Here is a 14,409-nt window from a genome sequence, read left to right as displayed (position 1 = left end):
GCGCGGTCTGAACGCAGCTTGATCCTTGCCGGGTCGAGGAAGTCTCTGGATTGCCAAGCGCTGGGGCTGCGCATAGCTTGTAAGCAGTGCCCTGATGGGCCATGGCTGCAGCAGCCGGAGGTCAGCATGGAAGGCTCTAGGTTTAATTACTCAATCGGCTCCCTATTCCCTTCCAAGGCCGATGGCACACCGAATCTTCTGACCGGAGATGATCTTCACTTTGATCCGGCCCGTGGCGTTGTGTCTTCCCGCTCAGGCAGCGATCAGCAACGTTTGCCGAGGCTGAGGAGCCGGTTGGGTATCAGCACGGATCCGGTGTCGATTCCTGGAGCCGATCGATTTCTGAAGCGCTATCTGCTTCCCCAGCTGTTTGCCACCGGCAGCGGTGACGATCAGGCAAACTCGATCTTCAATCAGTTTTTCAGCAATCTTCAGAAGCAGTGGCTCACCAAGCCACGAAATCGCACCATGGCCACCTTGGTCCAGATTGGCTACCAAGGCAAGGGAGCCAACTCAGCTGCGAAGAATACCCCGTTCTGGAATGCCGTAGGCACCCAGGACGATCCACTATTTGATTCCATATCGAATCGCTCCAACTACAATCCTCGAGGCCTCTGGAGGCAGTACACACGAGGTGAAGGACGTCCGACCACGGTTCGCTCGACGTTCGATAAAAGTGGCCTGCTGTCGAATCTGGATGCCCTAAATAACCCGTCAAAGCAAAACCCCGACCTGTGGTATCCCACGCTTCTTTATACTTATGGAGAAGAGACAAAGAACGGCAGACTGACGAATACCAGCTATCCGGGCCCTGTCTTAATGCTGCAACCAGGCAGCAAGCTAGAGCTCGACTTCAACAATCGGTTGAAGGTGCCAGGCCTCAACCAGAGACAATTACAGCAGTCCACACTCATTCGCAACAGTACCTTTGGGAACAGTGCAAGTGAAGGGCTTGGCGGTACAACATCCACGAATTACCATCTGCACGGCTCTCATACAACGCCGACTGGCTTTGGCGATAATGTCGTAGCGCGTTATACCGCAGGCCAGAGGTGGACAACGGAAATTGATCTTCCCTCTGACCATGGTCAAGGCTCCTACTGGTATCACCCTCACTACCACCCTTCGGTCAACCAGCAGGTGTATGGCGGACTTTCGGGCTTCATGCAGCTTGGAGATCCTCTAAGCCGTGTCCCGGCACTGCAGGATGTTCCTCGTAATCTTGCAATCCTGAAGAATATCGACCTCGGTGTCGCCAAGAGCTCTGGTGATCTGAGAATCACATCATTTGACGGTAGTTTTTTCCCTGGTACCGTCACCAATCAGGCCACAATGGTGACTGTTAATGGTGAGTTCCAGCCAACGGCTGATGCGAAACAAGGCGGCTGGCAGGCCTTGACCCTCAGCAATCAAAGCAACCAGGCTTTCTATAATGTCTCACTGATCCACCGCCAGAAAGGTGATGGCGAAGGCCGTGCCTTGCCGCTCTATATCTATGGCGAGGACGGCCACCAGTCTCCTGAGATCCGGCGAGCCAAGGGGACGCTGGGAACATTGGGGTCTGGCGCCACGACACAATACTCCCAGAAAAAGGATCTAATTTCGCTTGCACCTGGTAAGCGAATCGACTTGCTTGCCTATCTCCCGAAAGGGAAGACCGAGGTGGCATCGACTTATTCCTTTGATCGACCATCAGATGGCGTTGATCCCGAGACATTCCTGACCCGAAACATGGGCAGTTATCCCGACCTGAGCCGGGCGAACCAATTTGTGAAGTCAGCGGACAATCCATTCGCTTCCCCTGGCTCGTCTTCAGGGCCATTGGCTATCTTTGACGTCAAGAAACCAGTCGCTAAGCTGAGCGAGCATCAGCAAGACGCGTTCATCCGCAAGGCCAATTCTGGCATTGAGACCCAGACAATCACACCCGACACCAGAGAAGAAGACTATGACCCCATGAAGGTCCCCAGCGTTGACCTTTTTGCGGAGTCCAGTGATGGCAGTGAGATCTGGAGTCCCGTCCGAGAGCGGGAGTTCAACTGGGCACGGGGCACCTTAGTCGGCCCAGCCGATGAGCGTGATCCTGCCACTCAGCAAGCTCTCGAGGGGTACACGCAACGGACTGGGAAGCGCTACAAGCGCTACCGGCAGTTACCAGTCGGTGCTGGCGGCCTTGATCGTTGGCTGGGGTACGAGAATCCGTTTCTTATCAATGACCATGTTTTCCCGAATGGAAATCTGACGATCGCACAACTGGGCACGATTGAGCAGTGGAGACTCAGGAACTGGAGCGTCAACACTCCAGAAAAGTATATCGGTCATCCTTTCCATATTCATATTAACGACTACCAGACTAAACATAGTGACACCGAGCTTTCGGATAAACGCAATCTGGAAGATGTGACAATGCTGAATGCTTCTGGATTTAAGTATTATAATTCAACTCAGAAGAAGATTGTTGAAGCAGAGCCCTTGAAGGGTGAATTTCACTCCATTCCCCAGGCCCAGAGCCCTGAGCGGGTTGGCAGTCTGGCGACATGGGGCGCGAATGACCAGACCATTCGGATGCTGTTCCAGGACTATCTGGGCACCTATGTATTTCACTGCCACATCCTTCCCCATGAGGATGCCGGCATGATGCAGGCCGTGATGGTGGTGGAGAATACCGGCTCCAGCTGGTTGCTTCCAGGCGATGGTCTCGAAGCCCTTACGCGCCAGAACCAGAACGGAGACAAGCACGAACTGGATGTCTACCTGGCCCAAGACTTTGCTCCTTCCCAGGTAGAACTCAGCACCAGGAAGGGTGCACAGATTCAACGTGGCCAGGCGGGAGATATCAGCGGAGACTTCACCCAAGACCTGCTGATCAGCTCCCGAGGCGATGGGAGAGTACGGCTCGTGGATGGTGCCAGGCTTGCTGATGAAGGCAGCACCGAAGTACTGGCAAATCTCAAGCCATACGGTAACGCTCTGGCTCCTTGGGCATATGCCGATGACTTCACGGGTGATGGGCGCCGGGACCTGATCACGGGTGGATTTGTCAGAACGTCTACCAGAAAGAGTCAGGGTTCAGGAAACACGAGAGTGAGCCTCCATAATTTCAGGATCAAGGCTTTCACATCCAAGGATGGAGGCTCGGCATGGACAGAAGAATTCAAGTTCGATCCCTGGGACTTCATTGGTCATCATCACGGCCATCACGGCCATGGAGGCCAGGCTGTCAGCCGGGAGCCGGTCAAAGGGCTCAGCGCCGATCAGGTGGGCTTCACGATTGGAGACTTCAACCTCGATAATTTCAACGACTTTGCACTGGCCTACGCCGTCCATGGTGGTTTTCGTGTCACCTTGCTCGACGGTGCGGCGTTCTCTCTTCTTTATCAAACTGGCCAACTGGAAGGAGGATTCTTTCCCGACAGCACGGTTCTCGGTGATGCGCTGATTGCTGATCCTTCCATCAGTGGCCTCCGGGATATTGATCTCACTGCAGGATTCAATAGCTACGCCCAGTCTGCGATTGAAAACCTGGTGATCACCACCGATGGATCGCACGGCAGGCAGCAGCTCACCATGCAACTGGATGCCGGCCATTTCATTGCGACGTCGGAGATCAAGTCGGACACGTCCCCAGGCAGTTCCCACGGACATGGCCACGCCCATGGTGGCGGCGTGACCTTTCCGCTGGATGATCGCGTGATCAACCTGCCCACCCAGTCTGAATCCCTGCCACTCCATCTCTCCGATCAGAGCAGGCTGCCGGAGGGGCAGACCGCCTCCACGCCGACCTTCTCCTCAGCCATTGGCAATGGTGCCCTGATGCTTGGGGATCGCCTGCTGGTGGCCCAGGGCAATGGTTTCAATGGCATCGACAGCAGCAGTGATCGGGTCACGGCCACCAGCCAGCAATTGGTGGTCGACTTGCCTGGCCTGAAGCAAGTCAGTGTTCAGGATCTGCTGGGTGTGCGCTCCAGGAGGCGTCGGCAGGCGTTGAACCAAGGCCGCGCGGATCAGCTCACCGGTACCAAGCGAAACAAGTTCTCAGCGGCAGAAACGGAGCGCCGCAATAACCTAGCCTCCCTTACGTCCATCGCCTATTCCGGCCGTCTACCGACCCCGGGAACCCTGTCCATCCGGGCCGCCCAGCTGGCCGATGGATCCACCCCTGCTGAGCTTGTGAATTCAATTCTCAACAACTCTGCCGCCAGCGCTCAGGTCAAAACCCACTTCGGTGGCTCACTCCAATCGCTTCCCGTCTCCACCATCGTGAGTGTGACGACCAGAACCCTCTTCGATCGTGATCCGACCGACACCGAACAACGCGTCTGGTCCGAGGCCGTTCAATCAGGACTGGATCCTTCGCAATTACCGCTGGCGATCCTGGAAACAACCCAGGGGAATGACCGCTTCCGTGTTGGTTTTCTCTCCAATGCCACTCAATGGAATGCGCTCCAGTGGGGCCATGACGGCAACGTCAGCGGATCCTTCGGCCAAGGATTTCTTCCCAGCGAGAATCGCTTCAAGAATCTGAACGACTTTGCTTTATCCAGCGGCCGATTCTCAAGCTGGGACGAAGCACAGAAGCGCTACAATTCCTTCATGACACGCTCGATCGATGTGTTGGGGGGAACGCCCGTATCTGAATCCGGCTTCTTCTGAGCTGCCCCCAAGGTTCGATTTGTCCTTACCCCCTGCTCCCCTCCGCTTTCAGGCGTAGGGCGAGAAAGCAGCCGCCGGCACTGATGACGGCGAACAGGAAAAAGGTATCTCCAAAACTTGACTGTGCAGCCTGGCTGAATGCCTGCCACCACCGGTTCACATCGGCTGCCGGGAGTCCAAAGTCGATCAGGGCCGGTCTCACCTGGTTGATCCGCAGGGCCTCGTGGGCTGGCAGGGGCCAGCCCTGCAATCGATCCAGCCGGAGAATCAGAAACCCGTAGGTGCTGAGGCTGTAGAGACTGGCCCCGAAGCTCAGGCCCAGGTTCAACACCATGGTGTTCAGCGAAGCGCCCCGCATTGCCTCGCTCTGGGGAAAACAACCCATGGCCCGTCGGCTGAGCTGTGCCGTGTTGCCGTACAGCAGTCCGAATCCCAGCAGTGCCAGCCAGCCCCAGTGCAACAGGCCGGCCGAGGCGATGGCCGCCAGGATCAAGTACCCGCCACAGGCGCAGGCGAACATCGCCACCAGCCAGCGACGACCTCTTGCCCCCGTAGGAACATGGCCGCTGGCCAGGGACATCAGGCCGGAGACGATGCAGAAGGGCAGAAGACGAAGCGATGTGGCCAGGGGTGTCAGGCCTGCGAACGTTTGTAGGTCCATCGAGAAGACCGTCATCGTCGCGACGAACAGGGCCCGGATTCCGAACTGCAGCAGCGAGGGAATCCACCAGACGGGCTGCCCCAGCACGGCTGGGTCCAGCACGGGGAACCGGCTGTGAGCGATGTGATGCCGGCAGAGCAGAGTGGTGGCCATGAGAGCGAGGCTTCCGGCAAGCAAGAGCTCCCATCCCATGGTTGGCGCTTCCGTGAGCAGCAGAATGGCCAGACAGCACACCACTGCCAGCAGAACCAGCCCCCTGCGATCCAGTGCCCTGGCCGCCTCGAGCGGGGGACAGGCCGGCAGCCGACAGGCCAGAATCAGCACCAACAAAACCGGCAGCGCCGGCGCCAGGAAGACCAGCCTCCAAGACCCCACGCTCTGGATCAGGCCCCCGAGCAACGGGCCCAGCACCGTCCCGATCGTGACACTGGCGCTCCAGTAGCCGAAGGCCACCGGCTGTTCGCCGGCTGGAAACAGCCGCTTCAGGAAGGCGAGGGTGACCGGCGCCAGCACCGCTGCCCCCATTCCGGCCCCACAGCGGCCTAGCACTAACATGCCGCCGCTGACACTCAGAAGGCAGAGAGCCGTGCCAGCGAGATACATCACGATGCCCGCGAGGAAGATCCGCCGCAGGCCGAACCGGTCACCGGCTTCCCCTGCCGGCAGGGCCAGACAGGCGGCGGTGAGGGAATAACTCGCCAGCACCCATTCCGGCAACGACGGAAACAGGGGAAAGGCGCCTGCCATGTCGGGCAGGGCGATGAACACGATGTTGCTGCCGAGCAGCATGGCCATGGTGGGCAGGCACAGCAGCGGCAGCAGACGCCATCGCCCTGGGAACTGGGGATCCTGCACCTAGCCCCCGTGCCCGTGGATAGCCCAGGCCAACAGCGAATAGGCCGAACGGATCGCCCCTTCCTGCCAGGCCGGCAGGTGACTGCACCAGTCCCCCGCGAACGCGAGGCGGCCGTGGGGTCTGCAGAGCGTCGAAAACCACTGGCGGTGCAGCTCGGGCGTCCAGGCCACCCAGGGAGACTCCACCCCCTCAATGTTCTGCCAAGCGATGGTGATCAGGCGATCGACATCCAGTTCCCTGGGGATCTGAGGATGAACGTGGCTGGCCAGTCTTGCCGCTGCGCGGCAGCGGAGCTGGGGCTCGAGCCGCCCCAGCGCCTCGCCATGATGCAGCGCGGCATAGGCCAGCACCATCAGCCCACCCGAATCCAGACCAAGGCCACTGTTCGGATACCAGATCTGCTGAATCGGAAGATTCGTGAAGCTGATGCCTCCGTAGATCCCTTCGTCTTCCTCCCAGAAGCGTCGGCGCATCCAGCCGCCCACCTTGACGGCGAAACGCCTCGGCAGCGCGTTGAGCCCCGCAATGACGCTAGCTGGAAGATTCAGATCCAGCCCCTTCATCGCCTGGGGCTGCAGCGCCATGACGACGCGGTCAGCCTCGCGCCGGACGCTGGTGGCGGGTCGACCCTCCGTCTGGAGATCGTGTCCTTCCACCACCACGCCCTCGGGTGTCTGGATGATCCGCTGCAGCCGACGCTTCAGGTGCAGCCGGCCTTTCAGACTGGTCGCCAGGGCGCGCACGAGCCCATCGTTGCCACCCTCAATCTCCATCATCGCGACCTGCTCATCCAGGACGTCCGGGCTTCGCCTTGGGTCGTCCTGCCAGAGTCCGAGTCGGAGAATCTGTTCGAGGCTCAGGGGATCGTGCGGGGTGCCAGGCTGGTCGGCTCCCCCGCGCGGCTGGCGAAACCCCTGGCGGCCGTCGGGTTGATAGTGCCCCGCTCCGCCGCCGCCGCGCGTCACGTTCATCGCCTGGGCCAACCACTCGTTCAGCACCGGACGCAGGTCCTCGGGAAGAGTGGTTCTGCCGTCGACGGTGGGATCGAAACGGGACGCCAGCTCGCCCAGGCGCCCCAGCCCATCGAAATGAACCTGTCGATTGCGGACGGTCACATCCCGGCGGAGCGACGGAATCCAGCGATGAACCAGTGCGCCTCGATTCAGAGTCAGGTAGGGACGCAGCGGAAGCTGAAAGCGGCGGCAGTAGTGCAGGACAGCCCTGTGGTGGTGTGAGATTCGGCCTGGCCCCGCATTGAAGTGCGCTCCTTCCGGCAGCCTCAGCTGCTGCTCGGAGAAACCACGTTCCCGCAGCCGATCACCATCGCGCAGGGTGAGATTGCGGCCTCCCGGGCGCGAGGACGCTTCCCAGAGCTCCACTTCGACCCCGCGATTGAGCAGTTCGTGGCTCAGCACCAGACCCGCGATCCCGGCCCCCACCACCACCACCCTGGGAGCTGAGCCTTCCGCAGCCGGCACATCGGGGGGGGCGCCGGAATCCAGTTCCGTGCGGTGCCCACCCAGGGTTCTCAGCAGATCAAGCGACAGGCCATCACCACAGCGCAGCTGCACCAGGTCCAGCAGCTCCGACACGGTGATGTCCAGATCACCAGCCATCGATCGTCTCACGCTTTGCCCAGGGTCAGTTCGGTCTGCAGGTCGACGATCACGCCGGATTCGATCCAGTGAACGATCCTCGCTTCGGTGTCTGCCGTGCTGGCTCCGAAGAAACTCTCCTGGTGACACAGGGCCGTGATGGTCATGGTGCCGTCACAGCCACTGAGCAGCCGGGCGTCCTCGGGACTGAGACGCTGGATCTCGATGGACCCGGCACCGGGCAGGAAGTGAAGCAGAAACCACGCCGGGACATCGTCAAGGACGGGCAGCTGGGTCAGTTCCCGCAGCTGCATCACCGCCTCCTCGATCTGGAGAAGATCGAATCGACTCAGCGCCAGTCGAGATCCACGGTCCAGCCGGGGCCTTGCCCAGCGATGGTGGCGTTCGTGGAAGCGATGCAGCATCGCCTTCAGGCCAGGGGACACCCGGCGTGGTGCGAGCTGGGCCCAGAGCCTCCGCCCGTCGAGGAGGGCTAGCTCCAGGGCGGCCTGATAGGGCTCAATCCCAGGGGGCATCGCGCGAACCATGTGGGCCGCAAGTTCTGTGGAGTTCAGGTCTCCCAGAAAGCCGATGAAGGCATAGGCCAGGGGTTGCGCCGCGATCGGTTCACCGGGGCAGCTGTTGTAGAAACGCTTGAGCAGCGCATGCAAACCGTCGTCGCCGAAGAGCCAGCGACAGCATCGGAAGATCCCCACCAGGGGGTCGACGGTACGCACCATCGCCCGCTCCAGATACAGGCGCAGGACCTCATCCGAATTCCCGGAAAACCCATCAGCGGGTGTGATCTGATCCAGCAACCAGGGCGTGGGAGCACTGTGCAGGCTTTTCAGGAACTCCTGTTGCAGGTGAAGCAGCTGTTGTGATTTCATCGAGCGCTCTCCACATTGAGGAGGCGGCTGCGCACCTGATCAAGCTCCTCGAGTGTGCGACTGAGCGGTGGCACGTTATTTTCCCACTCCAGCAGTGTGGGATGGGGACCAAAGTGATGCAATGCCACCTCGTACAGCTCCCAGACTTCCGGGCGTACCTGCTCGCGATGATAGTCGATGTAGACGGTGCCGTGGGCGAGATGTTCCTCGGAGCAACCAGCCAGGTGAAACGAACGTACAGCCTCGCGTGAATAGCGCAGCATGATCCCCATCGGATCTTCCGAATAATTCATGGCATTCGCCCAGAGATTATTCAGGTCGAGCAGGATGAAGGCCCCAGTGCGCCGCGTGGCCTCATTGATGAAGTCAACCTCTTCCAGCGTGGACTGCTGAAAGCGCATGTAGCTGCTGATGTTTTCGACATGCAGCGGCTGTCTAATGGCATCCTGTACCTGGTTGATGCGATCGCAGAAGTAGTTGAGCGTTTCTTCGCTGTATATCAGGGGTAAGAGATCGTGAAAATGATGATGTGACAGTGAGCTCCACGAAACATGATCAGAGAAGAAAGCTTCGGGATGCTCCTGCAATAACTGTCGAACCAGCTCCAGATAGGAGCTCTGAAGGGGTGCCACAGAGCCCAGTGACAGCCCAAAGCCGTGCAGTGTCACCGGATAATGCTCCCGCAGCTGTTGCAGCTGGTCGTGATACGTCCCTCCCTGTTCAGCCAGGAGGTGCTCGGGGTGAATCTGGAGGAAATCCAGAGGGGGAAGTACTCCTGCGAGCTCCTCTGCATTCTCATGGCAGAGATTGAGGCCCGCAGATTGCGGAGGAAGCATCAAGGGGGCGTACATCCTTCCCAGATTCTAAGGACGGACTTCGGCCTTGCCAACAATCCACACCGTCAGCAGGCTGAGTATGATGAGCAAAGTGCCTTACGTGTCTGCATTCCACATCAGCTTGACCGGCACAATACCATGACCCACTCCAGCCATGATTCACAGAGTCACCCAGCTGACCACGGTCCTGGAGGGATTGTGGAATCATCTGGAGATCCCGCCGCCTTCACGCCGCTGAGCCGAGAGGAAGGCGGTGGGCTCCGGCTCTCCGATGACCCGGGTTCGGCCGCGAGCCTTGAGATTCTCCATGCCGACGAGCATTCCCGCGTGCTTCGTTATGTGATCCAGCCTGGTGAGCGCACGGGTTGGCATCAGCATCATCTGGACTTCGTCACGATTCATCTCAGCGAAGGAACGATGACCGGTTATTCCGTCCCGCCCGGCGGCTCGCGCGCCCATCCTGTGACCCGATCGCTGACCTTCAGTCCGGGCCGGATCGTTCCCCACCGCGCCCCGCTGGAGCACGACGCCGTCAATACTGGCGAGGGGCCCATCTTTCTCTACGAAATCGAGTTCACCAACGCCGCCGTCAGCGTGGTGGACCCGGTGTCCTCCGTGGCTGGCCACGACACCTAGGTCTTGTCCGCTGTTCGTGCTCGCATCAATGCCTATCGAAACACTTTATGACTTACGCCAGTGCCTTGAGAAGTGCAGCAGCAACCGGTTCTGAAGAAGCAGGGTTCTGCCCAGTGATTAGCAGGCCATCGGCCACAACCATCTGGGCCCAGTCATCCGTTTCTTCGTAGTGAGCGCCAAGCTCCTTAATTCGATCTTCTACAAGAAAGGGCACACCATCACTAAGTGTGATTTCTCACCAGGTCATTCAGCGATCGGCAGCCTCTGGAAAGCATACCGCTATCGCGCTGCCCTCCAGCTCGATCTTCGGTGGAGGCCCCTGCACAGATCAGATCCACCGCCTGCCGCGCCTCGCTGAGTACCTGGAACAGCACCTTGGGCGATTCCTTGAGCAGCTCTACCCAGTGGCCCCGCTAGGTGGCACGGCTCGCTATCCCAGTGCCGATCTCCAGCCGATCACCCAGCAGCACCGCCCCGAATTCGGCGACCAGCCCCTCGCGGGCATAGCGGGCCTTCCCGAAGGCCCCGCCCAGATCCCTCTTCAGGCGGGACTTAAGGCCAGTGGAGTGGATCAGCTCATGGGCCCAGGTGGCCCAGAACACCGCTCGCCTCCGGGATTCAGCCATTGATGGCCGCACCACCCGGCATAAGGGCTACATCCAATCGATCAATGCCCGCACTGGTTTCGAGAAGGTATTTTGGTGGATCAAGGAGTTCGGCGGCGTGCGCCAGCTCCAGTTTCGCGGCACCGAGAACGTGAGCGTCGTGTTTGGCCTGCAGGTGATCGCCTAAAACCTGGTCMCCCTTTGCAAGCTACTCAGGCCGGTCAAGGCGACGGTATGAACATCCGGTTGCCCAGAGGTATGGCCAAGCAGCACCAGAAGGAAACAGCGAAATTGGGCTGGCTGAACGGCTGAAATGTCTAAATCCGGCGGGATCCCCGATGTGACGGCGGTCAGGCAAAGGCCAACTCCAAGTGATGCCAGGCATGTGTGTGGACTCAGTTGGTGGGCTTCAGCGGGTTGGGAGAGCCCATGACATAGTCGGGCGGCTTGAACCACTCATGTTCCCGCTCGGCCAATCTCGCACGTCTGAATAGCCATGTATTGCCTCGGCCTCGGCTTCCAGGATTGACGATGGCGAAAGCCAATGCCTTGTTATCAGGATCACGCAGGACCTTGCAGTCCCTAGATGGCTGTAAATCATGCCCATGAGTTGGAAACTTGCGAAGGAGAACCTGCTGCCACATGAATGAACGCCGACCCTCTCGTGCCTTTGGACCCGGCTCAACCCAACCCATCTCAGAAGAGATCGCCCTGCTCTGATCATCAAGTGTCGAGTTGATGCTTTCGTAGCGGGCCTCGAGGGCGGCGGCTTGAGGCGTCCTGGGTTGGCCGACTGCAACCCTCTCCTCCTCAATTTCATCCGCGAGGTCTGCCTTTTCATTCCTCAGTTCAGCGAAGACCAGACTGACTAAGTCGTCCCAGAGGTCGGACTCGATCATTCGGTAGGACTTGCTGGCCAGGCTGCTAACTGCCCTGGGGACCATGTTAAGGATGTCGGCGAGCGCTTCGACCGTTAGCTCCTCCCCCTCGAGCTGTTCAGTGGTCGCGGTTCGGGGACCGAAGGAACAGTCGCGGGGATCAGGGGCGCCTTCAGGTACAGGGGCCCCTGCAGCCTCCCATTGTCTGATTCTCCAGACCCTCGCCGGGTCGTCGGCGTCCCGTGAAGGAGGAGTAATGGAGGGCACCTGTTCGTCTGTGATGCGCTCGGGCAAGGGGTCACCCATGACGCCCTCCTATGACCAGGGATACCCCACAGTAGGCCAGGCTTTCACGCCGATTTTACGCGGACTGGAGAATCGGGTCTGCTAGGCTCAGTGGCTGCGGCAGTTCTCAGCATCGATCTTTCGCCTTACAAGCAGGATGTCGCTGGTTCGAACCCGGCATCGCGCATGGGAAGGGCTGGGCGGCGCTTTGAGGATGACACGTGCCGCCGGGGGGTGTAGTGATCCAAGATCTCATGGCGGTTGGCATTAGTGCGTTGCTCTATCCGACTCAGGCGGGATCACCGTTCTGAGGCTGACTGAGGACCAGGGCTGACGTCATATCCCTGTGTGGTCCGACTCCGGCTCTGGCCTTCGCCTGAAGGCCTCAATCCAGCCAGTTGCTGGCAGCGCTGCTCCCACCCCTTGCGGCTTCGGCCTGACCTTCCTTGCCTCTGCAGGCCAAAACCGCCAGTGCCGCCGATACTGGGCAGATTGGACTGGACCCTGTGAGTCTCGCCCAGGCTAAACCACAGCTGGACGCCATTGCTGACGCCTGCCGGCAGCACAAGGTGCTGCGCATGCATCTGTTCGGCTCTGCCCTGAGGGACGATTTCGACCCCAGCCGCAGCGACCTCGATCTGTTAGTGGAGTTCCAGCCGATCGATCCCGGTGCGTTGGTGGGTGCTTACTTTGGGCTGGAGCGTCAGCTTGCCGACATCACCGGCCAGCCGGTGGATCTGGTGATGGCTGACGCTGTGTGTAATCCCTACGTGCGGGCAGATATCGAGGCCTCCAAGCAATTGATTTATGAAGCGTGATCCACGGGCCTTCCTCCTGGATGTTCAGGAGGCCGTCGAGGCCATTCAGGATGCTGTGTCAGGCCTCACAGCGGCGTCCCATTGAGTGGTGTAACTCGGGAGGATCAGCCCCGGCGTAGCCGGGGCTGACGGCTCACCTCCCTCAGATCTCAGCTGTGGCAATGGGTGGGCCGGTCTGTGACCCTGTTCGGAGCACTACCACCAAACCGAACACAGACCATGACCCTCACCCATAGTGGCGCCTCCGAGCTGAGCCAGCTCATGGAGGGCACCACCTCTGGCGCGCTGATTCCAGAGATCGTGCGCCGGGGCTTCCAGGATCTCCTGGAGGCCGAGGTCTCCGCTGCCATTGGAGCCACGCGCCATGAGCGATGCCCTGATGAGCGCACGACCCACCGCAACGGCTACCGCCAGCGGCTGCTCACCACCCAGGTGGGCGACCTCACCCTGGCCATCCCCAAACTGAGGCAGGGCAGCTTCTTCCCCGACTGGCTCGAGCCACGCCGCCGGGTCGACAAGGCCCTCTACGCCGTGGTGATGGAGGCCTACACCGGTGGCATCTCCACCCGCAAGGTCGACGCCCTGGTGGAGGCGCTGGGCGCTGCCAGCGGCATCTCCAAATCGGAGGTAAGCCGGATCTGCCAGGGCCTCGATGAGCAGGTGAAAGCCTTTCTGGGCCGGCCTTTGGACCATGCCCGCTTCCCCTACGTCTACCTCGATGCGACGTACCTCCACGGCCGCCTGGGCCGCAACATGCAGGTGGTGTCGCGGGCGGTGGTGGTGGCCATCGGCATCAATGCCCTCGGCTACCGCGAGGTGCTCGGCATTGCCGTGGGCGACAGCGAGGCCGAGGGCTTCTGGCGTCAGTTCCTCGGCAGCCTCAAGGAGCGTGGCCTCGATGGCACCGGGCTGGTGATCTCGGACGCCCACCTGGGTTTGACGGCGGCGATCAAGCGCATGTTCCAGGGCAGCTCCTGGCAGCGCTGCCGGGTGCATTTCCTGCGCAACCTGCTCTCCCACGTGCCCAAGGCGGGCCAGGACATGGTGGCGGCGGCCATGAAAGCGGTGTTCGTGATCCAGGCCCCCGATCAGGTGAGCGCTCACTGGCAGCGGGTCACCGAGATGCTGCGCAAGCAGTTCCCAACAGCCGTGCCGGTGATGGACGCCGCCCGCGTCGACGTGCTGGCGTTCCTGCACTTCCCGCAGGGGCACTGGCGCAAGATCTGGAGCACCAACCCGCTCGAGCGCCTCAATAAGGAGATCAAGAGACGCACCAACGTGGTCGGCATCTTCCCCAACGACGCTGCGATCACCCGCCTGGTGGGTAGCCAGCTACTGGAGCAGCAGGAGGAATGGCAGCTGGAGCGCCGGCGCTTCTTCTCCGAGGCCACGATGGCCAAGATCCCGGAGCCGAAGAGGTTCTGGAGCTCAGCGATGGTGAACGCGCTGAGGAGGTGGCTGGAGCCATCACCTGAACCGAATCAGCTCCTCCCCTCGATCTAGGGAGCCTCTGGGCAACGAGCCCTGAAAGTGGGTCCAAGGTTGGAATTTGCTCGGAATGAACAACGTTTGGCGAATCTGAGGTTGGCTTGGCTGATTTCACCCTTTCGGGTGCCAAAATCTGCCCATGTTGGCCGATTCTTTCCCTCGACAGGCACACTGATCTCCTGATCACGTACTGCATAGCAACCTGCGA

At 60.3% G+C, this 14,409-nt stretch carries 11 protein-coding genes; 5 read left to right on the top strand and 6 right to left on the bottom strand.

From position 1 onward, the window contains the following. Positions 1–18: 18 nt before the first annotated feature. Entirely contained in the window at positions 19–4,653 is a 4,635-nt protein-coding gene (locus tag IQ216_RS00795; protein ID WP_228006975.1) for a multicopper oxidase family protein, read from the top strand. 25 nt (positions 4,654–4,678) lie between these two features. On the opposite strand, the gene IQ216_RS00790 is transcribed toward IQ216_RS00795, so the two are convergent. Genes IQ216_RS00790 through IQ216_RS00775 form a run of 4 tightly spaced genes read right to left on the bottom strand, consistent with a single transcriptional unit; the run spans position 4,679 to position 9,491 of the window. Beyond that, positions 4,679–6,109, bottom strand: a complete 1,431-nt coding sequence (locus IQ216_RS00790) for an MFS transporter (protein ID WP_255510533.1) — start codon at positions 6,107–6,109, stop codon at positions 4,679–4,681. A gap of 60 nt (positions 6,110–6,169) precedes the next feature. Next, positions 6,170–7,786 (bottom strand): FAD-dependent oxidoreductase, encoded by a 1,617-nt coding sequence (locus IQ216_RS00785; protein ID WP_193813924.1) that lies wholly within the window; start codon positions 7,784–7,786, stop codon positions 6,170–6,172. Positions 7,787–7,794: 8 nt separating this feature from the next. Next, entirely contained in the window at positions 7,795–8,655 is an 861-nt protein-coding gene (locus IQ216_RS00780) for a putative DNA-binding domain-containing protein (protein ID WP_193813923.1), read from the bottom strand. Then, positions 8,652–9,491 carry a DUF692 domain-containing protein gene (locus tag IQ216_RS00775; protein ID WP_228006974.1) on the bottom strand — a complete coding sequence of 280 codons (840 nt, stop codon included), beginning with the start codon at positions 9,489–9,491 and terminating at the stop codon, positions 8,652–8,654. The genes IQ216_RS00780 and IQ216_RS00775 overlap by 4 nt, the downstream gene beginning before the upstream one ends. A gap of 138 nt (positions 9,492–9,629) precedes the next feature. Here IQ216_RS00775 and IQ216_RS00770 point away from each other — a divergent pair, with 138 nt between their 5' ends. Beyond that, on the top strand, positions 9,630–10,127 hold the full coding sequence (locus tag IQ216_RS00770) for a hypothetical protein (RefSeq protein ID WP_193813921.1): 498 nt from the start codon (positions 9,630–9,632) through the stop codon (positions 10,125–10,127). 413 nt (positions 10,128–10,540) lie between these two features. On the opposite strand, the gene IQ216_RS13960 is transcribed toward IQ216_RS00770, so the two are convergent. After that, on the bottom strand, positions 10,541–10,729 hold the full coding sequence (locus tag IQ216_RS13960; RefSeq protein WP_370566542.1) for a zincin-like metallopeptidase domain-containing protein: 189 nt from the start codon (positions 10,727–10,729) through the stop codon (positions 10,541–10,543). Here IQ216_RS13960 and IQ216_RS00760 point away from each other — a divergent pair. Continuing rightward, entirely contained in the window at positions 10,716–10,919 is a 204-nt protein-coding gene (locus IQ216_RS00760; protein ID WP_370566541.1) for a hypothetical protein, read from the top strand. The two genes, IQ216_RS13960 and IQ216_RS00760, sit on opposite strands and share 14 nt — an antisense overlap. A gap of 208 nt (positions 10,920–11,127) precedes the next feature. Here IQ216_RS00760 and IQ216_RS00755 read toward each other — a convergent pair whose 3' ends face one another. Continuing rightward, entirely contained in the window at positions 11,128–11,904 is a 777-nt protein-coding gene (locus tag IQ216_RS00755; RefSeq protein WP_193813920.1) for a hypothetical protein, read from the bottom strand. 437 nt (positions 11,905–12,341) lie between these two features. Here IQ216_RS00755 and IQ216_RS00750 point away from each other — a divergent pair, with 437 nt between their 5' ends. Next, complete coding sequence (locus tag IQ216_RS00750) at positions 12,342–12,713, top strand: nucleotidyltransferase family protein (RefSeq protein ID WP_228006972.1); 372 nt, start codon at positions 12,342–12,344, stop codon at positions 12,711–12,713. Between the two features lie 219 nt (positions 12,714–12,932). Continuing rightward, the gene (locus tag IQ216_RS00745; RefSeq protein ID WP_255510532.1) at positions 12,933–14,216 is read left to right on the top strand and encodes an IS256 family transposase; all 1,284 of its coding nucleotides are present in this window, start codon (positions 12,933–12,935) and stop codon (positions 14,214–14,216) included. Positions 14,217–14,409 lie beyond the last annotated feature (193 nt).

The sequence above is a fragment of the Cyanobium sp. LEGE 06143 genome (assembly GCF_015207535.1).
In the GTDB taxonomy this organism is placed as follows: Bacteria; Cyanobacteriota; Cyanobacteriia; order PCC-6307; family Cyanobiaceae; genus NIES-981.
The sequence above is the reverse complement of the archived record's forward strand: the minus strand, read 5'-3'. Positions and strand labels throughout refer to the sequence as shown.